The organism is Mycobacterium sp. VKM Ac-1816D, assembly GCF_000416385.1.
Classification (GTDB): domain Bacteria; phylum Actinomycetota; class Actinomycetes; order Mycobacteriales; family Mycobacteriaceae; genus Mycobacterium; species Mycobacterium neoaurum_A.
The window spans coordinates 1-24,600 of the sequence record NZ_AOHQ01000103.1; the positions used below are offsets into that span (position 1 = coordinate 1).

Consider the following 24,600-nt stretch of genomic DNA (forward strand, 5'->3'; position numbering starts at 1 on the left):
TATACGGCGACCACGGCGGGCTGGAACGAGTCCGACACGTTCACCATCGTGGGCACGATCAACGGTCAGTCGATCACCGTCGCCGAAGTGTCGCTCGTTCCCAAGGTGAACAGCGGGCCCTCCTCCAAGCCCCTCGACGGTGCGGTGATTACCGGCGGGTCGGGCATTGCGACCGGCAATGTCGGCGCCAGCGACGATGACAACGACACGTTGCACTACAGCGTCACCGGCTACGGCGGTGGGTCCAGCAAGCTGCTGGGCAACGGAGCCATCGTGACCGTGGACGCCAACGGCAAGTGGTCCTACGTGCCCGGTCTGAACAGTGGTGTGCTCGGCGCGATCGTCGGATCGAGCTTCACGGTGTACGTCACCGATGGAAAGGGCGGTCAGACAACCACTTTCGTGACCGTCACAACCCACGATTTGAATCTCCCCGTCACCACCTCGACGTCGGGTGGAAACGGCATCGTCACCGGTGCAGTGCAGTTGACCGGTGCCGAGCAGGGAGTGCTCACCTACAGCGTGGGTAATGGTCCGAGCAAGGGCACCGTGGCGATCAATGCTGACGGCACCTACACCTACACCCGGACGGTCGCGGGACACACCGGCGGCCCGACCGACAGTTTCGAGATCCTCGGCACCGTCGGTGGTGTCAGCATCGTCGTCGCCACGGTCACCGTCACGCCGACCCTGAACAACGCCGCTCCGACCGCCGGGCAGACCACGATCACGGAATCCTCGCTGGGTGGTGACTTCCTGGGAATCCGCACGCAGAACACGAAGGGCAAGGTCACCGCGGCCGATGCCGACGGCGATGCGATCACCTATCCGGGTGGCTCGATCATTCCGGCGATGTACAGCACGGCCAACGGTGGCTCGGTGTCCTTCTACTCGGACGGCACCTTCACCTACGCGATCACCAAGTCCAACAGCTACTTCCACGGTGCGGCCGCGGTCGGTGCCAGCGGCCTCGCGGTCAAGGACACCTTCACCATCACCATCACGGATGCGCTGGGCGCCAGCGCCACGATCGTGGTCGAGGTGCCGGTCGAGAAGCTCAACGCGAAGCCTTCGTCGAGTGTGTCGACCAATGCCAGCTCGGACGCACTCGGCGTGGTGCGTGGCACGTTGAACGGGTCAGACAACGACGACGACGCGTTGACCTACAACCTCGTCGGAGCCACCGGAGGCTCGGCGTACACCGCCAACGGTGGCATCGTGACGCTGTCCGGCAACTCGTTCACCTACATCCCGACCAAATCCGGATCGACCACGGATACGTTCACGGTGACGGTTTCCGACGGCCATGGGGGTACCACCACGGCGACCATCTCGGTGGCGCAGGCAACGCCGTCGCCGGTGACGGTCACCAACGGGGGAGCCAACATCCAGAACGTGACCCTGAACGTACCGGGCGCCGACGCGTCACTGCTGACCTTCAGCGTCGGTGCGCAAGGCACGAAGGGAACCGTCGTCCGTAATGCCGACGGAACCTACACCTACACCCGGAACGCGGGCCTTGGGCATTCGACGACACCCAACGACACGTTCACCATCATCGGCACCGACGCCAGCGGCAAGACGGTGACGATCGCCACCGTGAACGTCGCACCGACGATCCCGAATGCGGCGCCCATCGGCGGTGCGGTCACGATCACGAGTTCCTCGCTGGAGGACAACACCGTGATCGGCATCGGCACCTGGAAGCAGCGGACCTCGGGCTCGTTGGCTGCCTCGGACTCCGACGGCGACGCGGTCAGTTGGACGGCGGGTACGTTCTCGACGGCCAATGGCGGGTCCGTCGTGGTCAATGCGAACGGAACGTTCAGCTACACCATCGACAAGGGGTACTCGTACTTCCACGGTGCAGCCAAGGTCGGTGCCAGCGGAACGGCCTTCGCCGACAACTTCTCCGTGACGGTCAACGACGGGTTCGGCGGTAGCACAACCTATTCGGTCAATGTGAACATCTATGCGCACAATGATCCGCCGAGTGTCAGCGGTGGAGTGCGGACCTGGTTGACGAACAACTGGACCAGTGTCTTCGGTTCGGGCAGCAACGGTGATTCGGTCGACACCGCGGTCACCGCCCAGACCGGGGGTGGATCGGCGAGCTACAACTCGACGTGGGGCACCCTGAACACCAGCGGGAAGTCGTCCGGGAACACGGTGACCGTGACGGCCACCGAGACCGAGTATTACCAGGTCATCAATGGTGTCGTGCAGGTCGGGACCCTGTCCAGCTCGTCAAGGACGTTCACCGTGTAGCCGGTGCTTCCACCACATTCCGACCCGACACTCTCCAGGGAACCCGCACATGACGATTGACGATCTGCCCCGCATCTTCGATGTGCCGAAGGGACTGTCCGACGGCGTCGGCATCACCGCGGTGCCTGACCTCGGGGTCACATCACAGGTGATCAGCACCGGGTTTGTCGTACGGTCAAACGAGCCACCGACAGCGACGGTGGACGTCGGTAACCCGCATCCGGTCACCGGGGCGATCTTCGGATCTGTCACCGCGGTGGATCAGGGGAACGGTGCCATCAGCTACGGTCCCACGCTGTTCACGACCGCCAAGGGCGGTCTGGTGTCGGTCGGTGCGACCTCGGGTCACTTCACCTATACGCCGTCGGTTCAGGCGCGGCAGGTGGCCCGGGTCAGCGCGGAACCCTCCGATCAGGTCGACACGTTCACCGTCACCGTCACCGATCTCTACGGACGGCACGTCGATGTCGAGGTGACCGTGGGCATCCTCGTTGCCGGCGTGCCACCCTCCGGTGCGGCGACCGTGTCCTTGCCCGCGGAGAGTGGCGTGGTAACCGGCTGGATCGAAGGTGCCGCGTGGGACGGTGGCAAGCTCACCTTCAGCCTGAAGAATTCCTCGAATCCCGCTGACTCCACCGCCGAATCCGCGTACTCGGAAAAAGGCGGGCTGGTTCGACTCGACACCGTCAGTGGACAGTTCACGTTCGTGCCCCGCATCTCCACCGCTGCCATCCCCGGCCTGGACACCGACAGGTTCGTCGTCACCGCGATCGATGCCCATGGCGGCACCGCCGATATCGTGGTACGGCCACTGGCACATTTGCGATTGCAAGCCGAAACCGTCGGCACTGCGCCCGATGTCCAGCGGGGAAGACTCGCGATCGCTGCCGCCGCGAACGGCCCCATCGGATTCAGCCTTGGTCGGCCACCTAAGAAGGGCGCCGCTCGGGTCGACGTCGACGGCTCCTACGTCTACACGCGCACTCCCGGCCTGGGACACGGCATCACCGCCGATGACTCGTTCACCATCATCGGCACCGACGACTTCGGACGCTCCATCACGGTCGCAACCGTCGAGGTGTGCCCGCCGCTCGCCGACATGTCGCCCGTCTCCGGCCGTGCGCAGATCACCGAGTCGGCGGTGAACGCCGCCGGTGTGCAGACCACCCGCGGACGTATCGTCGCGATGGCAGCCGACGGGCGCCCGGTGCGGGTCGACGGCGGGGGATTACCCGGCAACACCGTCATCTCGGCCAAGGGCAGCACGGTGACGGTGAACGAGGACGGCACGTTCACCTACTCCACCGCCCTGAACACCGCGATCGGGCATGCCGCGGCCGCGGTGACGGCATTGGCGGCAGACAAGCTCGACCATTTCACCGTCACCGCCAAGGACGGCACCCTGGTGGTGGTGCCCGTACGTCTGCTCCCGCACAATCAGCCGCCCGTGCAGTCCACCATCGGCGCCAGCGGACGGCTCGGCCTGCTCAAGACCGCTTCGTGGACCACCACCGTGGCCGATCCCGACGGTGACGACATCACTTTCACCATTGTCCAGGCCAACCCCCGCGGCACGGTCTCGGTGCACCGCACCCGGACGGGCGCATTCCTGGTGAACTACACGTCGACCTCGGGCAAATGCGGCCGGTTCCATCCGAGCGAGACCTTCGCGGTGCGGTACTTCGACGGCCACGTCCGTCCGGACGGATCACCGGCCTATGTGAGCGTTACGTACACGTTCTGAGACTTCGGTCCCGTGTTGTCGCCCGTCGATCCCGCTGAGGACCGGCGGGCAATAACTGCTGGGGGGCCGTGGTTCATACTGGTGTAACTGTCCGTCCTGCGCAGCTGTTGCCGCGGGGTGGGCGCAGACGAACTGATGAAGGTGGCACAGACATGTTTCGGCCAGCGATGACGAGGCGACGATGACACGGCTGGATTCCGTCGAAAGGGCGGTAGCCGACATCGCGGCGGGTAAGGCGGTCGTGGTCATCGATGACGAAGACCGCGAGAACGAGGGCGACCTGATCTTCGCCGCCGAGAAGGCCACTCCCGAGCTCGTGGCGTTCATGGTGCGCTACACCTCCGGGTACCTCTGTGTGCCCCTCGACGGCGCCATCTGCGACCGGCTGGGCCTGTTGCCGATGTATGCGGTCAACCAGGACAAGCACGGCACCGCCTACACCGTGACCGTCGATGCCAAGAAGGACGTCGGAACCGGTATCTCGGCCTCCGACCGCGCCACCACGATGCGTGTGCTGGCCGATCCGACGGCAGTCGCCGAGGACTTCACCAAACCCGGCCACGTGGTGCCGCTGCGCGCCAAGGACGGCGGCGTGCTGCGCCGTCCCGGTCACACCGAGGCGGCCGTCGACCTGGCCAGGCTGGCAGGCCTGCAGCCCGCCGGCGCGATCTGCGAGATCGTCAGCCAGAAGGACGAAGGCTCGATGGCGCAGACCGACGAGCTGAGGGTCTTCGCCGACGACCACGGGCTCGCGCTGATCTCCATCGCCGACCTCATCGAATGGCGGCGCAAGCACGAAAAGCACATCGAACGCGTCGCCGAGGCCCGCATCCCCACCCGCCATGGTGAGTTCCGGGCGGTCGGCTACACCTCCATCTACGAGGATGTCGAGCATGTCGCGCTGGTGCGCGGCGACATCTCCGGGCCCGAATTCGACGGTCACGACGTGCTGGTCCGCGTGCACTCCGAGTGCCTCACCGGCGACGTTTTCGGCTCGCAGCGCTGCGATTGCGGTCCCCAGTTGGATGCCGCGATGGCCATGGTGGCGCAGGAGGGGCGCGGCATCGTGCTGTACATGCGCGGGCACGAAGGCCGCGGTATCGGCCTGCTGCACAAGCTGCAGGCCTACCAGTTGCAGGATGCCGGCGCCGACACCGTCGACGCGAATCTGGAACTCGGCCTGCCGGCCGACGCTCGCGACTACGGCATCGGTGCCCAGATCCTCGTGGACCTCGGTGTGCGGTCGATGCGCTTGTTGACCAACAATCCGGCCAAGCGGGTGGGCCTGGACGGGTACGGCCTGCACATCACCGAGCGGGTGCCGCTACCGGTGCGGGCGAACGCCGAGAACATCCGTTATCTGATGACCAAGCGGGACCGGATGGGCCACGACCTGACCGGTCTGGAGGATTACGACCAGGCTCAACCCGGTGGAGCGCTGTGAGCGGGCATACCGGTGCCATCCCCGACCTGCCGGATGTGGACGCCTCCACGGTGTCGCTGGGCATCGTGGTGAGCACCTGGCACGCCACCATCTGTGATGCGTTGCTCGACGGCGCACTGCGCGCCGCAGGCAAGCTCGGGGTGACCGACCCGGCGGTGGTGCGGGTGCACGGCGCCATCGAGATTCCGGTGGTCGCGCAGGCCCTCGCTGCCAAGTACGACGCCGTCGTTGCGCTGGGCGTCGTGATCAGGGGCGAGACACCGCATTTCGACTATGTCTGTGATGCGGTGACCCAGGGCCTCACGCGGGTGTCGCTGGACCTGTCCACCCCGGTGGCCAACGGCGTGTTGACCACCAACACCGAGCAGCAGGCGCTGGCGCGAGCCGGACTGCCGCAGTCGACCGAGGACAAGGGGGCTCAGGCCGCCGCCGCGGCGCTGTCGACTGCGCTGGTGCTGCGCGACCTCGCGTCATGACCCGGTCGACCGACGACCAAAAATGGGACCTCCAGGTCCGACCGCATCTGACGCCGTATTTCGTCTACGGCGCCGCCTTCTTGATCGCCGCGGCCCACATCACCGTGGGGTTCCTGTTGAAGGTCGGGTCCAGCGGTGTGGTGTTCCGTACCGCCGATCAGGTGGGCATCGCGGCGGTGGGTCTGGTGATCGCAGGCTGTGTGCTGCTATTGGCGCGGCCTCGGTTACGCGTCGGGCCCTCCGGTATCGCTGTGCGTAACGCGTTGGGCTACAAACTGATTGCCTGGCCCGACGTCGTGGACGTGTCCTTCCCGCCCGGTGCGCGCTGGGCGCGTATCGACTTGGCCGACGACGAGTACACCGCGGCGATGGCGATCCAGGCCGTCGACAAGGAGCGCGCGGTGGTGGCCATGGATCAGGTGCGCACGCTCATGCGCCGCTACCAGAACGAGATCAATTCACCGTCAGCGTCATCGTGACCTCTGGCGCGTCATCACCCGCGTCGGCGTCGCCGGACACCATGGTGAACCCGAGGCTGCCGTAGACCGCCAGGGCCGGGGCGTTGTCGCGGTGGACGCGTAAGTTGACGCGGTGCACTCGCTGGCTGCGCGCCCAGTCGACCGCCCCGGAGACCAGGGTGCGACCTAGCCCGCGGCCCCGTGCCGTCGGATCCAGCCACAACGAGTACAGGTACACCGATTCCGGACCCTGGCGCTGGGCACCGATCAGGCCGACCGCCCGATTGTCGATGACGAGCGCGAACTGGGCGTGTGCGCGTAGCCGGCGGCGCCACTGCGCAGCGGTGAACGTGCTCTCGTGCCGGTAGTGCGGACTACGGTCGCCCAACGAATCGGTGAGCGCCCGCAGTCGCATACCGGCGAACGCGCGCCAGTCCGTCTCGGTGAGCCGGGCCACGCGCACCTGCCCCATGCCCATGGCTCCAGTATCACAGTCAGACGCTCGGGTAGGATCGACAAGTCGATGAGTACCTTGGTTTTCGTATCAGCCTCGGCTGACGGTATCGCCGATGCCGGCGTGCCGCTCGTCACAGCACCGACAGTGATCGCGGGCCTGGGCTCGCACCCGGCTCTGACGGCCCCGCTGATCGTCGGACGTCCACCGGCGACCGCATTGATCTGGCGCAGACTGGCTGCGGTCGCCGACTTCTACGGCACCGATATCCCCGCCGAGGACGTCTTGGCCGACACCCTGGACGGTCTGCTCGGCCGGGCCGACGCCGGTGCCGTGCTTGCCGCCGAAGTGCTGGTCGTGCCGATCCACGGACGAACCCACTTCCTGGTCTCCGGCGCCACGATCACCCCCCACCGCGACGAATCCGTTGCGTTGGATGTGCGACCCTACCGCCCGGTGCCGCAATGGCGCCGGATCGCGGTCGACACGACCAGCCGGGCCGCACATGATCTCGCCTCCCGGGAACTGGCGGCCGCCGGATACGTCGACGTGGCCGACGCGGAGGGGGACCGGATCGGGCGGCCACAATGCGGTGCGCTGATCTTCGACACCGAGCGGGGTCGCGTCGGGACCGGTGCCGACGTGCTCGATCTGTTGATCGCGGCCGGGCTGGCCGATGAGCTGCCCCGCGCCGACGAGCCGGTCGATATCGGCAATGCCGTCGCTGCGTGGTTTGTCTCGCCGCGATTCGAAATCCATCCGGTGACCGCCATCGGCGATCGCCGATTCGAGGTGAATGCATGACGTTCCGGCCGGAGTCCTTCGACGCGTTGGTGATCGACGGTTACTCGTTCACAGCGGGCACGCTCTCGCTGGGCTACACCCTGCGCGGACCGGAGCCGATGACGTTCGCCGAGGTGATCGACTTCGGCGAGGCCCTCGGCGGCGCCCAGCCGCATCCGCTGCTGGCCCGACTGCTCGCCCTCACCTGTGCGCTGAGCTACTACAAGGCCGCCGCGCCCCCGCGGATCGAGATCGCCTTCGGCGCGCACGAGTTCGAGAAGCACTATCTGCGCACCCTGATCGAGGGTGGACTCGGGGAATTCGCGTATCGAAATGACCTTCCCGCGGCGCTGACCCCACACGTCGACGGGCCTCCGGCGGGTGACGTGCCGGTCACCGACGGCTTCGACGTCGATGCCACTCCGCTGGTGCCGGTCGGCGGCGGCAAGGATTCGGTCGTCAGCATCGAAGCGTTGCGTGGGCACGGCCTGACCCCGATGCTGTTCAGTGTCAACCGATATGACCCCATCGACCGGTGCATCGAGGTCAGCGGACTGAACAGCGTGCACGTGCGGCGCCGCATCGATCGGGCGCTCATCGAGGCCAACGCGAACGGTGCCCACAACGGCCATGTGCCGGTGACGGCCATCAACAGTGTGATCGGACTGATCGTCGCGCAGGCCAACGGATTCGGTCCCGTCGTGCTGTCCAACGAGCGGTCCTCCAACATCGGCAACATCGAGTGGCTTGGCCGCGATATCAACCACCAATGGTCCAAGAGCCTGGCCTACGAAACACTGCTGCGCGACACCCTGGTGCAGCACGGCTTCGCGCCCGACCGTTACTTCTCGCTGCTACGCGGCTTGTCCGAATCCGAGATCGCCGACCGCTTCGCCCGCTGCGCCGAATACTTCGACGTGTTCACCAGCTGCAACCGATTGTTCGCACTCGACCCGGCCAAGCGGGCGACCTCCTGGTGCGGCATCTGCCCGAAATGTCAGTTCGTCTTCGTACTGCTGGCTCCGCGACTGGGCCGGCCCACGATGGAACGGATCTTCGGGCGCAACCTGTTCGCCGACACCGGCCACCGTGCCGGTTTCGCGGACATCCTCGGCATCGGGGTGCACAAACCGTTCGAATGCGTGGGGGAGTACTACGAGGCCGCTGAGGCGATGCTGGCGGTGCTCGACGACCCGCAATGGCAGGATCTGCCGCTGGTGGCCGAGTTCGGCCGCCAGCGCGATGCCCTCGCCGCGGTCGCCGTCGACCACGACACCGGACCCGCGCGCCATCACGTGCCCGACCGGTATGCGACGTTGCTCGATGATTGAGCTTTCCGGGCGCACCGTCGGTATCTGGGGGCTGGGCAAGGAAGGGCTCTCGATGGCCCGGACGGCGTCCGCCCACGGTGCCGAACGCATCATCGCGGTGGATGACCGGGCCATCGACGGGAGCGCTCCGGATATCGAGCGGCTGACCGTCCGCTACGGTGCCGATGCGCCGAACACGCTGCGCGACACAGATATCGTGTTCGTCAGTCCCGGCGTCCCATGGCAACATCCGATCTTCGAGGACATGCGGCGCAACGGCCCGCCGGTATCCAGTGCGGCCGACTGGTACATGACCCGCCACGGCGCACAGACCATCGGCGTCACCGGCACCAAGGGCAAGAGCACCACGGCGTCGTTCCTGGCTCACCTGCTGGCCGGTCTCGGTGTGCCTGCCGTGGCGGCCGGCAATATCGGGACGCCGCTTTCGGACCTGTCCCCGGCGTCCGGGCAATGGGTGGTGGCCGAACTATCCAGCCAGCAATGTGCGCTGCTGAGCACCTCGCCCGCGGTGGCCGTGATCACCAACCTCTACCAGGACCATCTGGACTGGCACGGCGACATTGCGTCCTACTACTCGGCCAAGGCTGCCGTGTTCGCCGGCGGCGCAAGGGTTCTGATCACCACTGCCGGGGTGACGTCCGCGTTGCGAGGTGTCGGTATCGAGCAATTCCCGCCGGTGCACGAGCTGTCGACGACGGGGGTGTATCGACCGGCGGGTGACTCGGTGTTGGCGTACCCGCACAACGCGATCAACGCCGCGCTGGCCGCTGCGGCGGCCGCCGAGGTCCTCGGCAGGCCGGTGACCGAGGCCGAGATCGACTCCGCGGCAGCCAACTTCACCGGGCTGCCACACCGGCTGCAGACGGTGCGCACCGCCGCGGGCAGGCGTTGGATCGACGACACGCTGGCCACCACCGGGGAGAGCGTGGTGGCCGCATTGTCGGCGATGCCTGCCGACGACCGTATCGCGCTGATCGTGGGTGGGATGGACAGGTCGCTCGACTACCGGCAGGTCGATGAGTTCCTGTGCGCGGGTACCCGCGATGTCACGTTGATCCAGGCTCCCACCAACGGAGCACTGATCGGGGCCGGTTTCGCCGGGGCTCACCCTGACCGCGTGCACCGGGTCGAGGGCCTGGAGGAGGCGGTGCGGCTGGCCGCCGGACTGCCCGGCGTCGACATCGTCCTGCTGTCACCAGGGGCGGCCAGCTACGACCTCTACCGCAACTACGAGGCCAAAGGCGCAGCATTCTGCGCTGTCATCGACAGCCTCTAACCTGGACCTGTGCCAGACCCCGCGACCTACCGCCCGGCACCGGGTTCGATTCCAGTCGAACCCGGTGTCTATCGGTTCCGCGACCCGCACGGCCGGGTGATCTACGTGGGCAAGGCCAAGAGCCTGCGCAGCCGCCTCAACTCCTACTTCGCCGACCTGTCGGCGCTGGCGCCGCGGACGCGCCAGATGGTCACGACCGCCGGCAGCGTCGAGTGGACCGTGGTGAGCACCGAAGTCGAGGCGCTTCAGCTGGAGTACAACTGGATCAAGGAGTTCGATCCTCGGTTCAACATCCGCTACCGCGACGACAAGTCGTATCCGGTGCTGGCGGTCACACTCAACGAGGAGTACCCGCGGCTGTTCGTCTACCGCGGCCCGCGCCGCAAGGGGGTCCGCTACTTCGGCCCCTACGCACACGCCTGGGCGATCCGCGAAACGTTGGACCTGTTGACCCGGGTGTTCCCCGCCCGCACCTGCTCGGGCGGGGTCTTCAAACGACATAGCCAGATCGACCGGCCGTGCTTGCTCGGGTACATCGACAAGTGTTCGGCACCGTGCGTGGGCAAGGTGGATGCCGCCGCCCACCGCAAGATCGTCGAGGACTTCTGCGACTTCCTTGCCGGTAAGACCGACCGGTTGGTGCGTGATCTGGAAAAGCAGATGAACTCCGCGGCAGAGGATCTGGACTTCGAGCGTGCGGCCAGATTGCGTGATGACATCGGGGCCCTCCGGCGGGCGCTGGAGAAGCAGACCGTCGTGTTCGGAGACGGCACCGACGCGGATGTGGTGGCCTTCGCCGACGACGAGCTGGAAGCTGCCGTGCAGGTGTTCCACGTGCGCGGCGGCCGGGTGCGGGGGCAGCGGGGGTGGGTGCTGGAGAAGGCTTCGGAGCCGGAGGCGACCGGTGTTACGGAGCCGGGTACGTCGGGGCAGGCGTATCTCGTCGAGCAGTTCCTGACCCAGTTCTACGGTGACCAGGCCGAATTGGGTGCCGGTGGTGCCGGCACCGTGTCCGCGGATGAGGCGACCACACCGGTGCCGCGCGAGGTGCTGGTGCCGGTGTTGCCGGACAACGCCGAAGAGTTGACCACCTGGCTGAGCGAGCTGCGTGGCTCGCGGGTCCGGTTGCGTGTCCCGGTGCGCGGCGACAAGAAGGCGCTCGCCGAGACGGTGCACCGCAACGCCAAGGAGGCGCTTGCCCAGCACAAGCTCAAGCGCGCCGGTGATTTCAACGCGAGATCTGCTGCGCTGCAGAGCATTCAGGACTTCTTGGAGCTGCCCGACGCGCCGCTGCGCATCGAATGCGTCGATATCAGCCACGTGCAGGGCACCGACGTGGTCGCCTCACTCGTCGTGTTCGAGGACGGCCTGCCGCGCAAATCCGATTACCGGCACTACGCCATCCGCGAGGCCGCCGGCGACGGGAGATCCGATGACGTCGCCTCGATCGCCGAGGTGACCCGCCGCCGGTTCGCCCGCCACGTCGCCGATATCGAACAACCGATGGTGGCGGAAGGTAAATCGCGCAGATTCGCCTACCCGCCGAACCTGTTCGTCGTCGACGGCGGCGCGCCGCAGGTCAATGCCGCCCAGGCCGTCCTCGACGATCTCGGGATCACCGATGTCGCGGTGATCGGGCTGGCCAAGCGGCTCGAGGAGGTCTGGGTCCCGAACGAGCCCGACCCGGTGATCATGCCGCGCACCAGCGAGGGGCTGTATCTGCTCCAGCGCATCCGCGATGAGGCGCACCGGTTCGCCATCACCTTCCATCGCAGTAAGCGGTCCAAGCGGATGACGGCCTCGGCGCTGGACTCGGTGCGCGGACTCGGGGAGCACCGTCGTAAGGCGCTGGTGACGCACTTCGGTTCGGTGGCGCGGCTGCGGGCGGCAAGTGTCGCGGAGATCACCGCGGTACCAGGTATCGGGGTGGCCACGGCCGAGGCCGTCCTCGCGGCGCTGGCAGGTGACTCCACTCCGGCCGGTGACGCCCCGGTCGTTTCGGACCCACCGGGAGTCGATGTGAACAATGATCGTGACGAGACGGCATATGACGCGGCCGCGCCGACCGGGCAGACCGCGTCAGATACAACTACGGGGTGACGAACCAGGGCATGAGCGAAGAATCAGGAATCGACGTCGTCCTGGTCACCGGATTGTCCGGTGCCGGCCGGGGCACCGCCGCCAAGGTGCTCGAGGACCTCGGCTGGTATGTCGCCGACAACCTGCCCCCGGAGCTGATCGCCCGGATGGTCGATCTGGGGCTGGACGCGGGGTCGCGGATCACCCAGCTGGCGCTGGTGATGGATGTCCGCTCGCGTGGTTTCACCGGTGACCTCGATTCGGTGCGCAACGAACTGGCGACCCGGGGGATCACCCCGCGTGTGCTGTTCATGGAGGCCGCCGACGATATCCTCGTGCGTCGGTACGAGCAGAACCGACGGAGTCATCCGTTGCAGGGCAACCAGACCCTTGCCGAAGGTATCGCCGCCGAGCGCACGATGCTGGCCCCGGTCCGGGCGAGCGCGGATCTGGTGATCGACACCTCGAAGCTGGCGGTACCCGCGCTACGCGAGAGCATCGAGCGCGCGTTCGGGGGCGAGACCGTCGCCGAGACCAATGTCACCGTCGAGTCCTTCGGCTACAAGTACGGCCTGCCGATGGACGCCGACACCGTCATGGACGTCCGGTTCCTGCCCAACCCGCACTGGGTGGACGAGTTGCGACCGCACACGGGCCAACATCCGGCCGTTCGGGATTTCGTGCTCGGGCAGGACGGGGCCGGCGAGTTCCTGGACACCTACCATCGACTGCTTGGCGTCGTCATCGACGGTTACCGCCGGGAGGGAAAGCGCTACATGACGGTGGCCATCGGTTGCACCGGGGGCAAGCATCGCAGCGTGGCGATCGCCGAAGCGCTGGCCGGGTTGCTGCAGGAGGGTGACGCGAACTTGACGGTACGGGCACTGCACCGGGACCTGGGACGCGAGTGAGAGTCACGTCATGAGTTCACCGCGCATCGTCGCCCTCGGCGGAGGGCACGGTCTGTATGCGACGCTGTCGGCTGCCAGACGGCTCAGTCCGCACGTGACCGCCGTCGTCACCGTCGCCGACGACGGCGGGTCGTCGGGCCGGTTACGCAGCGAACTGGACGTCATCCCGCCAGGTGATCTGCGAATGGCGTTGGCGGCGTTGGCCTCCGACAGTCCGCATGGCCGCCTGTGGGCGACGATCATCCAACACCGGTTCGGCGGTAGCGGCGCGTTGGCCGGACACCCCATCGGAAATCTGCTGCTCGCGGGTCTCAGTGAGGTGCTCGCCGATCCGGTGGCCGCGCTCGACGAGCTGGGCCGCATCCTGGACCTCAAGGGTCGCGTGCTGCCGATGTGCCCGGTGGCGCTGCAGATCGAGGCCGATGTGGCGGGCCTGGAATCCGACCCGCGCATGTTCCGGGTGATCCGCGGACAGGTGGCGGTCGCGACCACCGTCGGGCAGGTGCGCCGGGTGCGGCTGCTGCCCGGCGACCCGCCGGCGACCAGACAGGCCGTGGACGCCATCATGGCCGCCGACCTGGTGGTGCTCGGCCCCGGCTCGTGGTTCACCAGCGTCATCCCGCACGTGCTGGTTCCCGGACTGGCCGCGGCGCTCAATGCCACCACCGCGCGGCGGGCGCTGGTGCTCAACCTGGTCGCCGAGCCGGGGGAGACCGCCGGGTTCTCCGCCGAGCGGCACATCCATGTCCTGGCCCAGCACGCGCCGGGCTTCCGCGTCGATGAGATCATCATCGACGCCTGCCGGGTGCCCAGCGATCGCGAGCGCGAGCAACTGGTGCGGACCGCCGCACTTTTGGGTGCTCAAGTAGAGTTTGCCGACGTTTCCCGACCTGGTACACAGTTACATGACCCGTCGATGCTGGCCGCCGCGCTGGAAGGTGTGCGGGTGCGCGGACCGGTGCCCGGCGTCATCGGCGAACAACCGACAACCCCCGCGCCGGTCCGGCCGGGCGACCTGCGACACGGAGAACACGGGCAGCGATCAATGAACGCACCAAGGGGGGACGACTCGTGGCGATGACGGCCGAGGTCAAGGACGAGCTGAGTCGTCTGGTCGTGAGCTCGGTCAGCGCACGCCGCGCCGAGGTGTCGGCACTGCTGCGGTTCGCGGGGGGCCTGCACATCGTGGCGGGCCGGGTCGTGGTGGAGGCCGAGGTGGATCTCGGCATCATTGCCCGCCGCCTGCGCAAGGACATCTACGACCTGTACGGCTACAACGCCGTGGTGCACGTCCTGTCGGCCAGCGGCATCCGCAAGAGCACCCGGTATGTGGTGCGGGTTGCCAAGGACGGGGAGGCCCTGGCCCGCCAGACCGGGCTGCTGGATCTGCGCGGCCGACCGGTGCGCGGGCTGCCGGCCCAGGTGGTCGGCGGCAGCGTCGCCGACGCCGAAGCCGCTTGGCGCGGAGCGTTTTTGGCCCACGGTTCACTGACAGAGCCGGGGCGTTCGTCGGCGCTGGAAGTCAGCTGCCCCGGCCCGGAGGCCGCCCTGGCTCTCGTCGGCGCGGCCCGTCGTCTCGGGATCAGCGCCAAGGCCAGGGAGGTGCGCGGCAGCGACCGCGTCGTGGTGCGCGACGGCGAGGCGATCGGCGCCCTGCTCACCAGGATGGGAGCGCAGGACACCAGGCTGACCTGGGAGGAACGGCGGATGCGCCGTGAGGTCCGGGCCACCGCCAACCGGCTCGCGAATTTCGACGATGCCAACCTGCGCCGCTCGGCCAGGGCCGCCGTCGCCGCCGCCGCCCGGGTGGAGCGCGCGCTGGACATCCTCGGTGACACCGTGCCGGACCACCTGGCTCAGGCCGGCCGGCTCCGGGTGGAGCACAGGCAGGCATCCCTGGAGGAGCTGGGCCGCCTGGCCGAGCCGCCGATGACCAAAGACGCCGTGGCAGGCCGGATTCGGCGGCTGTTGTCGATGGCGGATCGGAAGGCGAAACAGGACGGCATCCCCGATACTGAGTCCGCGGTCACGCCGGATCTGCTCGACGAGGCCTGACCAGTCCTGGGTCCGTGAAGGCCCGATCCCGGCAAAGGGGCGTCGTCCGCGATGAAGTTGATTGTCGAGCTGGTCCGCCCTTACAGGTGGATGGTGGCGGGCATCTTCGGGGTGCTGCTGATCCAGATCGCGATGGGTCTGGCCGCGCCGTGGCCGCTCAAGGTCGTCCTCGACAGCGTGATCGGCGACCATCCGCTGCCCGGATGGCTACACGGGCTGCTGCAACCCGTGCTCGGCGGCGAGAGCAGGATGCACATCGCCGGACTGGCCGCGATCATGGTCATCGTCATCGCGGTGATCGCCGCGGTCGCCACGTACATCGCGAACTACCTGACCGAAACCGTGGGGCAGCGGATCGGCAATGATCTGCGCACCCGCGCCTACCATCACCTGCAGCAGTTGTCGCTGAACTACTTCGACACCCACCGCGTGGGCCCCATTCTGAGCACCCTCACCGACGATGTCGACACCATTCAGGATTTCGCGTCGGCATCCACACTCGGGATCGCCACCGACCTGCTGACGATCGTCGGCATGCTGTCGCTGATGCTGTGGCTACAGTGGGATTTCACCCTGGTGGCGCTCGCGGTGGCGCCGCTGCTGCTGCTGTTCGTGTCCCGGATCCGCAAGGCCGTCAAGGTGGCGACCCACGAGGTACGTCGCCGGGAGTCCGACATCGTAGCGGTCGCCGAGGAAGGCCTGCAGTCCATCCGGGTGGTGAAGGCGTTCGACCGCGAGGAATTGCAGGAGCGCCAGCTGGCCATCGTCGGGCAGCAGGCGGTGGACGCCGCGCTCAACGCCCGCCGGGTGAAGTCGGTGGTCTCGCCGATCGTCGCGGTGGTCGTGGCGGCCTGCACAGCGCTGGTGCTGTGGCGTGGATCGGCACTCATCCTGGCCGGCGCCATGACCGCAGGCACGCTGACCGTGTTCATCTCCTACCTGGCTTCGTTCTTCAAGCCCGTACAAGATCTGGCCAAGCTCACCAATACCATCGCCATGGCATCGGTCGGCGTGGAGCGCGTCAACGAGCTGCTGACCGCGGAGGCCACCGTCGAAGAGAAGGCCGATGCGGTCGAGCCCGCCCGCATCCGTGGCGCGATCGCCTTCGAGCGGGTCGCGTTCAGCTACGACGCCGAAACGCCCGTCCTGCGTGATGTGACCTTCGATGTGCAGCCCGGACAGTTGGTCGGTGTCGTCGGGCACACCGGCAGCGGGAAGTCCAGTCTTGTGAGTCTCATCCCGCGGTTCTACGACCCGAGCATGGGAACCGTGCGCATCGACGGGGTCGATCTGCGCGATTACAAGCTGCACGAACTGCGCCGCCAGATCGCCTACGTCCTGCAGGACACGGTGTTGTTCCGCGGAACCATCCGGGACAACATCGCCTTCGGCAGGCCCGACGCCGGCCACGACGAAATCGTCGAGGCGGCGAAGCTGGCCAATGCCCACGAGTTCATCTCCGATATGCCGCAGGGGTACGACAGCGCGGTCGGGGAGCGCGGCATGACCCTGTCCGGCGGCCAGCGTCAGCGCATCGGTATCGCCCGCGCGCTGATCCGCGACAGCCCGATACTGATCCTCGATGAACCGACCGCGGCGTTGGACGCCGAGTCCGAACGGCTGGTGATGACGGCGCTGCAACGCTTGATGGCGGACCGCACCGTCATCACGATCGCCCACCGACTCAGCACCATTCGAGATTCGGACAAGATCGTGGTGCTCGAAGAGGGCAGGGTCGTCGAACAGGGCACCCACGAAGAACTGCTCACCGCGCGTGGTCGCTACGCCGACCTGCACCGCATCCAGTACGAGGACGACGCACCATGAACCGTTCGCTGATCATCCTGCCCGACGACTCGGCGCAGCCGGTGCTCGACGCGATACACGGCGCGACCCGGTCGGTCCGGATCAAGATGTTCGCCTTCACCCACGACGCCCTCCTGCAGGCGGTGGTGGCCGCGCACCGTCGCGGCGTGCAGGTCAAGGTGATGCTCAATCCCGAACGTCGCGACGGTGAAACCGACAACGACGCAGCCCGGGAGGCCTTGGAGCGGTTCGGGATCGAGGTCCGGGCCAGCAGCCCGGCCTTCGACCTCACCCATGAGAAGTCGATGGTCATCGATGACGAGCACGCATTCGTCGAATCGCTGAACTGGACGCACGAGAATTTCACCCACACCCGCGACTACGCGGTGGTCACCCCCAGCGCCTACGAAGTGGCCGAGATCATCGATTGTTTCGAGGCAGACTGGGCACGGGAGGATTTCGATCCCGGCGACGGTGCTCACCTGATCTGGTGCCCCGCCAACGGCAGGCACCGCATCGCCGATTTCATCGACAGCGCCCAGCACACCCTGTTCCTGCAGAACGAGCGGTATCAGGACCCCGTCATCATCGAGCGGCTGGTGCGCGCCAAACGCCGCGGGGTCAAGGTGCATGTCATGGCCCGCGCCGCACACCATCTCAAGGATGGCAAGCTGGTCGAAGGTGTCAGCGGCATGCGGATCCTCGACGATGTCGGCATCAAGATCCACCGCCTCAAACACATGAAACTGCACGCCAAGATGATTTTGGCGGATCACGAACGGGCCGTCGTCGGCTCCATCAACTTCTCGCCGGGCAGCTTCGATCACCGCCGCGAACTGGCGATCGAGGTAACCGACCACCAGATCACCAGTCGTCTCAACGAGGTGGCCCACCACGACTGGAAACACTCCGAGCGGATGGACCTGAGCGATGCCGGGCTGATCGCGGATCTGACCGGCCGCGACCCGCGCGATGTCGGTCAACTGGCGCTGCACGAACCAGAGGACCGAGCGCCCATCTGACCAGCGTGCACACGCTCGAACCGGCACCACTAGGCTGGCGGGCGAGCAGTTCACCGCGATTTTCCCCACAACCGCGATTTCCCCACAACAAGGAGAGACACGTGACCATCCGGGTAGGCGTTAACGGCTTCGGTCGAATCGGACGCAACTTCTTCCGCGCCCTCGACGCGCAGAAGGCGGCGGGCAAGAACACCGACATCGAGATCGTCGCTGTCAACGACCTGACCTCGAACGCGACGCTCGCGCACCTGCTGAAGTTCGACTCGATCCTCGGCCGACTGCCCTACGACGTCAGCCTGGAGGGCGAGGACACGATCGTCGTCGGCGACCAGAAGATCAAGGCGCTCTCGGTCAAGGAAGGCCCGTCGGCGCTGCCGTGGGGCGACCTCGGGGTCGACGTCGTGGTCGAGTCGACCGGCATCTTCACCAAGCGTGACAAGGCGCAGGGCCACCTCGACGCCGGTGCCAAGAAGGTCATCATCTCCGCGCCTGCCAGCGACGAGGACATCACGATCGTGCTCGGCGTCAACGAGGACAAGTACGACGGCAGCCAGAACATCATCTCCAACGCGTCATGCACCACCAACTGCCTCGGCCCGCTGGCCAAGGTCCTCAACGACGAGTTCGGCATCGTCAAGGGCCTGATGACCACCATCCACGCCTACACCCAGGACCAGAACCTGCAGGACGGCCCGCACAGCGATCTGCGCCGTGCCCGCGCCGCCGCCATCAACATCGTGCCGACCTCGACCGGTGCGGCCAAGGCCATCGGGCTGGTGCTTCCCGAGCTGAAGGGCAAGCTGGACGGCTACGCCCTGCGGGTGCCGATCCCCACGGGCTCGGTCACCGACCTGACCGCCGAGCTGAAGAAGTCGGCGACCGCCGACGAGATCAACGCCGCCATGAAGGCCGCTGCCGAGGGCAAGCTCAAGGGCATCCTGAAGTACTACGACGCCCCGATCGTCTCCAGCGATATCGTCACCGACCCGCACAGCTCGCTGTTCGACGCCGGACTGACCAAGGTCATCGACAACCAGGCCAAGGTCGTCTCCTGGTACGACAACGAGTGGGGCTACTCCAACCGCCTCGCCGATCTGGTTGCGCTGGTCGGTAAGTCGCTGTAGTTCGCGATCATGGCGATCAAATCACTGTCTGACCTGCTCGCCGAAGGTGTTGAAGGTCGGGGCGTCCTGGTGCGCTCCGACCTCAACGTCCCCCTCGACGACAGCGGGAACATCACCGATCCGGGGCGCATCATCGCCTCGGTCCCGACGCTGAAGGCGCTCGCCGAGGCCGGTGCCAAGGTCGTGGTGACCGCGCACCTGGGCCGCCCCAAGGGCGAACCGGATCCGAAGTTCTCCCTCGCCCCCGTCGCGGCGGCGTTGGGGGAGCGGCTGGGCAGGCACGTCCAGCTGGCCGGCGATGTCGTCGGCACCGATGCGCTGGCCCGCGCCGAGGGCCTCACCGACGGTGACGTACTGCTGCTGGAGAACATCCGCTTCGACGCCCGCGAGACCAGCAAGGACGACGCCGAGCGGCTGGCGCTCGCCAAGGCGCTCGCCGGACTGGTCGAGGCCGCCGACGGAACCCCCGGCGCGTTCGTCTCCGACGGATTCGGTGTCGTGCATCGCAAGCAGGCCTCGGTGTACGACGTCGCCACGCTGTTGCCGCACTACGCGGGCACGCTGGTCGACACCGAGGTCAAGGTGCTCGAACAGCTGACGAGCTCGACCGAGCGGCCGTACGCCGTGGTGCTCGGCGGATCCAAGGTCTCCGACAAGCTCGCGGTGATCGAGAACCTGGCCACCAAAGCCGACAGCATTGTCATCGGTGGCGGCATGTGCTTCACCTTCCTTGCCGCACAGGGTCTTTCGGTCGGTTCCTCGCTGTTGCAGGAGGAGATGATCGACACCTGCAAGAAGCTGCTGGAGACCTACGGTGACGTGATCCACCTGCCCGTGGACATCGTGGCGGCGGACAAGTTCGCCGCCGATGCCGCGGCCGAGACGGTGCCCGCCGACCAGATCCCCGACGGGAAGATGGGCCTGGACATCGGGCCCGAATCGGTCAAGCGGTTCAGCGCGCTGCTGTCCAACGCCAAGACGGTGTTCTGGAACGGCCCGATGGGTGTCTTCGAGTTCGAGGCGTTCTCGGCAGGCACCAAGGGTGTCGCCGAGGCCATCATCGGGGCCACCGGCAAGGGTGCGTTCAGCGTCGTCGGCGGTGGCGATTCCGCGGCCGCGGTGCGCCTGCTGGGTCTGCCCGAGGACGGCTTCTCGCACATCTCGACCGGCGGCGGGGCGTCGCTGGAGTATCTGGAGGGCAAGACCCTCCCCGGCATCGACGTTCTGGAGGCGTGAGACATGGCACGTAAGCCGCTGATCGCCGGCAACTGGAAGATGAACCTCAATCACTTCGAGGCCATCGCCCTGGTGCAGAAGATCGCATTCGCCTTGCCGGACAAGTACTTCGACAAGGTCGATGTGACCGTCATCCCGCCGTTCACCGATCTGCGCAGTGTGCAGACGCTGGTCGACGGGGACAAACTGCGCCTCACCTACGGTGCGCAGGACGTCTCGCAGCACGACTCCGGTGCCTACACCGGTGAGATCAGCGGCGCGTTCCTGGCCAAACTGGGTGTCACCTTCGCCGTCGTCGGACACTCCGAACGGCGCACCTACCACGGTGAGACCGACGAGTTGGTGGCCGCCAAGGCGGCCGCCGCCCTCAAGCACGGCCTCACCCCGATCGTGTGCATCGGTGAATCCCTGGATGTCCGCGAGGCGGGCAACCACGTCGAGTTCAACGTGGAATCGCTGCGCGGCTCCCTGGCCGGGCTCAAGGCCGACCAGATCGCCCAGGTCGTCATCGCCTACGAGCCCGTCTGGGCGATCGGTACCGGCCGGGTGGCCAGCGCGGCCGACGCGCAGGAAGTATGTGCCGCGATCCGGGCCGAGCTCGCCGAACTGGCCTCCAAGGAGGTCGCGGCGACGGTGCGGGTGCTCTACGGCGGTTCCGTCAACGCCAAGAACGTCGGCGAGATCGTCGGGCAGACCGACGTCGACGGCGCGTTGGTCGGCGGTGCCTCACTGGACGGTGAGCAGTTCGCCACCCTGTCGGCCATCGCGGCCGGCGGGCCACTGCCCTGATCTGCCCTGATCGCGAGGTGATTTCGGTGAGATTCCGTGCGGCTGGAGCACGTTTTCGCACCGAAATCACCTCCGTGTAGGCTGACCGGCATGGAACTCGCCCTGCAGATCGTGCTTGTCATCACCAGTCTGTTGACGGTGTTGCTGGTACTGCTGCACCGCGCCAAGGGCGGCGGCCTGTCCACCCTCTTCGGCGGTGGCGTGCAGTCCAGCCTGTCCGGGTCGACCATCGTCGAGAAGAACCTCGACCGGTTGACCCTCTTCGTCATCGGCATCTGGCTGGTGTCGATCGTGGGCATGGCGCTGCGCATCAAATACAACGCCTGATCGGTGGGGTGGTGACCCCCGGCTCTGCGATATCGGCGCCGCGCACCGATAATTGACTGATGGCAGACAGCACCGACAGCACTCTGGAACCCATCGGCTCGGTGCAGCGCACCAACGTCGGTCGCGAAGCCACCGAACCGATGCGAGAAGATATCCGGCTGCTCGGCGCGATTCTCGGTGACACGGTCCGGGAACAGAACGGCGACAACATCTTCGACCTCGTCGAAAAGGCGCGGGTCGAGTCTTTCCGGATACGGCGCTCCGAGATCGACCGTGCCGAGCTGGCCGATCTGTTCCGCGATATCGACGTCCATCAGGCGATCCCGGTCATCCGCGCGTTCACCCACTTCGCCCTGTTGGCCAATGTCGCGGAGGACATCCACCGTGAGCGTCGTCGCGCCGTACACGAGGCCGCCGGGGAGCCACCGCAGGACAGCAGCCTGGCCGCCACCTATCGCAAACTCGATGGCGCCCAACTGGACGCGAGCGTGGTCACCGCGGCATTGACCGGTGCGCTGGTGTCCCCGGTGATCACCGCGCACCCCACCGAGACCCGCCGCCGCACGGTCTTCGACACCCAGCACCACATCACCGAACTGATGCGGTTGCGGCTCCACGGGCACACCCGCACCGACGGTGGCCGGGACATCGAAACCGAACTGCGCAGGCACATCCTCACGTTGTGGCAGACGGCGTTGGTCCGGCTGTCGCGCCTGAAGATCTCCGACGAGATCGAAACCGGGCTGCGGTACTACCCGGCTGCGTTCCTGGATGTCATCCCACGGGTCAACGCCGAGGTGCGGGACGCGCTGCAGCAACGTTGGCCGGGCACACAGGTGCTGGCACAACCGATCCTGCGGCCGGGATCCTGGATCGGCGGCGACCGCGACGGTAACCCCAACGTCACCGCCGAGGTGGTACGGCTGGCCACCGGGCGCGCCGCCTACACGGCCTTCGACCACTACTTCGGCGAGATCTGCGCGCTGGAACAGGAACTGTCGTTGTCCTCGCGGCTGGTGCGAACAAGCCAGGAGATGACCGCGCTCGCCGATGCCTGTGCCGAACCCGCCCGCAGCGACGAGCCCTACCGTCGGGCCCTGCGGGTGATTCACGCCCGGCTGACCGCTACCGCCATGCGCATCCTCGATGACCAGCCCGCACTCGAGCTCGACCTCGGTCTGGAGCCCTACGAGACTCCCGAGCAGTTGTTGGCAGATCTGGATACCGTGGACGCGTCGTTGCGTGACAACGGCTCCGCGGTGCTGGCCGATGATCGGCTGGGTCGGCTCCGGGAAGCGGTGCGGGTGTTCGGTTTTCACCTGTCCGGTCTGGACATGCGGCAGAACTCCGAGGTGCACGAGCAGGTGATCTCCGAGTTGCTGGCCTGGGCGGGTGTCCATCCGGACTATGCCTCGCTGCCCGAGGAGGCGCGGGTCGAATTGTTGGCCGCCGAGATCGGCACCCGCCGTCCGCTGGTCGGGCCCGGCGCGGAGTTGTCCGAACTGGCCGCCAAGGAGCTCGGCATCGTCCGGGCCGCCGCCCGGGCGGTGAAAGTGTTCGGGCCACAAGCCATTCCGAACTACATCATCTCGATGTGCCAGTCGGTATCGGACATGCTGGAAGCCGCGGTCCTGCTGAAAGAGGCCGGACTGCTCGATGCCACCGCCGGCGCCGTCTACGCACCGGTGGGCATCGTCCCGTTGTTCGAGACGATCGATGACCTGCAGCGCGGCTCGGCCATTCTGGAGGCCGCGTTGGACCTCCCGGTCTATCGGGCGTTGGTGACCGCACGCGGTGACCAACAGGAGGTCATGCTCGGCTATTCGGATTCCAACAAGGACGGTGGATACCTGGCGGCCAACTGGGCGCTCTACCGCGCCGAGCTGGACCTGGTGGACTCGGCGCAGCGGACCGGAATCCGGTTGCGGCTCTTCCACGGTCGCGGTGGCACCGTCGGTCGTGGTGGTGGCCCGAGTTACGACGCCATCCTGGCCCAGCCGCCCGGTGCGGTGAAGGGATCTCTGCGCATCACCGAACAGGGTGAGGTGATCGCCGCCAAGTACGCCGAGCCGCGGATCGCCCACCGCAACCTGGAGACCTTGCTGGCTGCCACCCTGGAGTCGACCCTGCTGGATGTCGAGGGGTTGGGGGAGGACGCCGAGGACGCCTACCGCGTGCTCGACGACCTGGCGGCCCGTGCCCAGCGCGCCTACGCCGAATTGGTGCACGAGACACCGGGGTTCGTCGAGTACTTCAAGGCCTCGACTCCGGTGAGTGAGATCGGCGCGCTCAACATCGGCAGCCGGCCGACCTCGCGCAAGCCGACCACCGCGATCTCGGATCTGCGGGCCATCCCGTGGGTGCTGGCCTGGAGCCAATCCCGGGTGATGCTGCCGGGCTGGTACGGCACCGGCACCGCCTTCGAACAGTTCGTCGCCGGTGACGATACGAAGCTGGAGATCCTGCGCGACCTCTACAACCGATGGCCGTTCTTCCGCACTGTGCTGTCGAATATGGCGCAGGTGCTGTCGAAATCGGATCTCGGTCTGGCGGCCCGCTATTCGGAGTTGGTCGCCGATGAGGAGCTGCGGGCCAGGGTTTTCGACAAGATCGTCGATGAGCACGAGCGGACCGTCCGCATGCATGGACTGATCACCGGCCAGGATGACCTGCTTGCCGACAACCCGGCGTTGGCCAGGTCGGTGTTCAACCGGTTCCCGTACCTGGAACCGCTGAATCACCTGCAGGTGGAATTGTTGCGCCGATACCGGTCCGGGGACGATGACGAACTGGTGCAACGCGGCATCTTGCTGACGATGAGCGGGTTGGCCAGCGCTCTGCGCAACTCGGGATAGTTGCACGGACGTGTCGCCGGCGGCCTCAGGAGTCCTGGTGCCGATCTCGGGGAATAACACCTTGCACCAGAGCGACACTCGGCGTAGTGTCGAACACAAGTGGCGCTCCTAGTGTTTTAGTGGGCGTCTTTGTGCTGTTGAGGGTTGATTTGCAGTGCAGTG

Annotated in this window: 20 protein-coding genes; 19 read left to right on the forward strand and 1 reads right to left on the reverse strand. The window is 66.8% G+C overall.

Features of this window, described 5'->3' with window-relative positions; translation table 11 throughout:
* The 5 genes from G154_RS01755 to G154_RS01775 form a co-directional block, all read left to right on the forward strand.
* Nucleotides 1–2,268: Ig-like domain-containing protein (locus tag G154_RS01755; RefSeq protein ID WP_036478753.1), on the forward strand; the 2,268-nt coding region annotated here is incomplete at its 5' end.
* Nucleotides 2,269–2,317: 49 nt separating this feature from the next.
* The gene (locus tag G154_RS01760) at nucleotides 2,318–4,012 is read left to right on the forward strand and encodes a VCBS domain-containing protein (protein WP_019513471.1); all 1,695 of its coding nucleotides are present in this window, start codon (nucleotides 2,318–2,320) and stop codon (nucleotides 4,010–4,012) included.
* A 181-nt stretch (nucleotides 4,013–4,193) separates the two neighbouring features.
* Nucleotides 4,194–5,456: a bifunctional 3,4-dihydroxy-2-butanone-4-phosphate synthase/GTP cyclohydrolase II gene (locus tag G154_RS01765; RefSeq protein ID WP_019513470.1), complete on the forward strand. Its 1,263-nt coding sequence runs from the start codon at nucleotides 4,194–4,196 to the stop codon at nucleotides 5,454–5,456.
* Nucleotides 5,453–5,932 carry a 6,7-dimethyl-8-ribityllumazine synthase gene (ribH, locus tag G154_RS01770; protein WP_019513469.1) on the forward strand — a complete coding sequence of 160 codons (480 nt, stop codon included), beginning with the start codon at nucleotides 5,453–5,455 and terminating at the stop codon, nucleotides 5,930–5,932. The genes G154_RS01765 and ribH overlap by 4 nt, the downstream gene beginning before the upstream one ends.
* Complete coding sequence (locus G154_RS01775; protein WP_019513468.1) at nucleotides 5,929–6,411, forward strand: PH domain-containing protein; 483 nt, start codon at nucleotides 5,929–5,931, stop codon at nucleotides 6,409–6,411. Before ribH ends, G154_RS01775 begins: the two co-directional genes overlap by 4 nt.
* On the opposite strand, the gene G154_RS01780 is transcribed toward G154_RS01775, so the two are convergent.
* Nucleotides 6,386–6,868, reverse strand: coding sequence for a GNAT family N-acetyltransferase (locus tag G154_RS01780; protein WP_019513467.1), 483 nt, complete (start codon nucleotides 6,866–6,868; stop codon nucleotides 6,386–6,388). The two genes, G154_RS01775 and G154_RS01780, sit on opposite strands and share 26 nt — an antisense overlap.
* Before the next feature lie 45 nt (nucleotides 6,869–6,913).
* Here G154_RS01780 and G154_RS01785 point away from each other — a divergent pair, with 45 nt between their 5' ends.
* The 14 genes from G154_RS01785 (at nucleotide 6,914) to ppc (ending at nucleotide 24,438) form a co-directional block, all read left to right on the forward strand.
* Entirely contained in the window at nucleotides 6,914–7,648 is a 735-nt protein-coding gene (locus G154_RS01785; RefSeq protein ID WP_019513466.1) for a hypothetical protein, read from the forward strand.
* The gene (locus tag G154_RS01790) at nucleotides 7,645–8,958 is read left to right on the forward strand and encodes a hypothetical protein (RefSeq protein WP_019513465.1); all 1,314 of its coding nucleotides are present in this window, start codon (nucleotides 7,645–7,647) and stop codon (nucleotides 8,956–8,958) included. Before G154_RS01785 ends, G154_RS01790 begins: the two co-directional genes overlap by 4 nt.
* Nucleotides 8,951–10,234: a UDP-N-acetylmuramoyl-L-alanine--D-glutamate ligase gene (murD, locus tag G154_RS01795; RefSeq protein ID WP_019513464.1), complete on the forward strand. Its 1,284-nt coding sequence runs from the start codon at nucleotides 8,951–8,953 to the stop codon at nucleotides 10,232–10,234. Before G154_RS01790 ends, murD begins: the two co-directional genes overlap by 8 nt.
* 9 nt (nucleotides 10,235–10,243) lie before the next feature.
* Nucleotides 10,244–12,334, forward strand: a complete 2,091-nt coding sequence (uvrC, locus tag G154_RS01800) for an excinuclease ABC subunit UvrC (protein WP_019513463.1) — start codon at nucleotides 10,244–10,246, stop codon at nucleotides 12,332–12,334.
* An 11-nt stretch (nucleotides 12,335–12,345) separates the two neighbouring features.
* Entirely contained in the window at nucleotides 12,346–13,224 is an 879-nt protein-coding gene (rapZ, locus tag G154_RS01805; protein WP_045546707.1) for an RNase adapter RapZ, read from the forward strand.
* A 10-nt stretch (nucleotides 13,225–13,234) separates the two neighbouring features.
* Complete coding sequence (gene yvcK / locus G154_RS01810) at nucleotides 13,235–14,305, forward strand: uridine diphosphate-N-acetylglucosamine-binding protein YvcK (protein WP_023985716.1); 1,071 nt, start codon at nucleotides 13,235–13,237, stop codon at nucleotides 14,303–14,305.
* Nucleotides 14,302–15,279: a DNA-binding protein WhiA gene (gene whiA, locus G154_RS01815; protein WP_023985717.1), complete on the forward strand. Its 978-nt coding sequence runs from the start codon at nucleotides 14,302–14,304 to the stop codon at nucleotides 15,277–15,279. Before yvcK ends, whiA begins: the two co-directional genes overlap by 4 nt.
* A gap of 51 nt (nucleotides 15,280–15,330) precedes the next feature.
* Complete coding sequence (locus G154_RS01820; protein WP_019513459.1) at nucleotides 15,331–17,106, forward strand: ABC transporter ATP-binding protein; 1,776 nt, start codon at nucleotides 15,331–15,333, stop codon at nucleotides 17,104–17,106.
* Complete coding sequence (locus tag G154_RS01825; RefSeq protein ID WP_019513458.1) at nucleotides 17,103–18,107, forward strand: phospholipase D-like domain-containing protein; 1,005 nt, start codon at nucleotides 17,103–17,105, stop codon at nucleotides 18,105–18,107. The genes G154_RS01820 and G154_RS01825 overlap by 4 nt, the downstream gene beginning before the upstream one ends.
* 101 nt (nucleotides 18,108–18,208) lie before the next feature.
* Nucleotides 18,209–19,231 (forward strand): type I glyceraldehyde-3-phosphate dehydrogenase, encoded by a 1,023-nt coding sequence (gene gap, locus G154_RS01830; protein WP_019513457.1) that lies wholly within the window; start codon nucleotides 18,209–18,211, stop codon nucleotides 19,229–19,231.
* Nucleotides 19,232–19,240: 9 nt separating this feature from the next.
* Nucleotides 19,241–20,467 carry a phosphoglycerate kinase gene (gene pgk / locus G154_RS01835; RefSeq protein WP_019513456.1) on the forward strand — a complete coding sequence of 409 codons (1,227 nt, stop codon included), beginning with the start codon at nucleotides 19,241–19,243 and terminating at the stop codon, nucleotides 20,465–20,467.
* Nucleotides 20,468–20,470: 3 nt separating this feature from the next.
* Nucleotides 20,471–21,256, forward strand: coding sequence for a triose-phosphate isomerase (tpiA, locus tag G154_RS01840; RefSeq protein ID WP_019513455.1), 786 nt, complete (start codon nucleotides 20,471–20,473; stop codon nucleotides 21,254–21,256).
* A gap of 90 nt (nucleotides 21,257–21,346) precedes the next feature.
* Nucleotides 21,347–21,583: a preprotein translocase subunit SecG gene (gene secG, locus G154_RS01845; RefSeq protein WP_019513454.1), complete on the forward strand. Its 237-nt coding sequence runs from the start codon at nucleotides 21,347–21,349 to the stop codon at nucleotides 21,581–21,583.
* 59 nt (nucleotides 21,584–21,642) lie between these two features.
* Nucleotides 21,643–24,438 carry a phosphoenolpyruvate carboxylase gene (gene ppc, locus G154_RS01850; protein ID WP_019513453.1) on the forward strand — a complete coding sequence of 932 codons (2,796 nt, stop codon included), beginning with the start codon at nucleotides 21,643–21,645 and terminating at the stop codon, nucleotides 24,436–24,438.
* Nucleotides 24,439–24,600 lie beyond the last annotated feature (162 nt).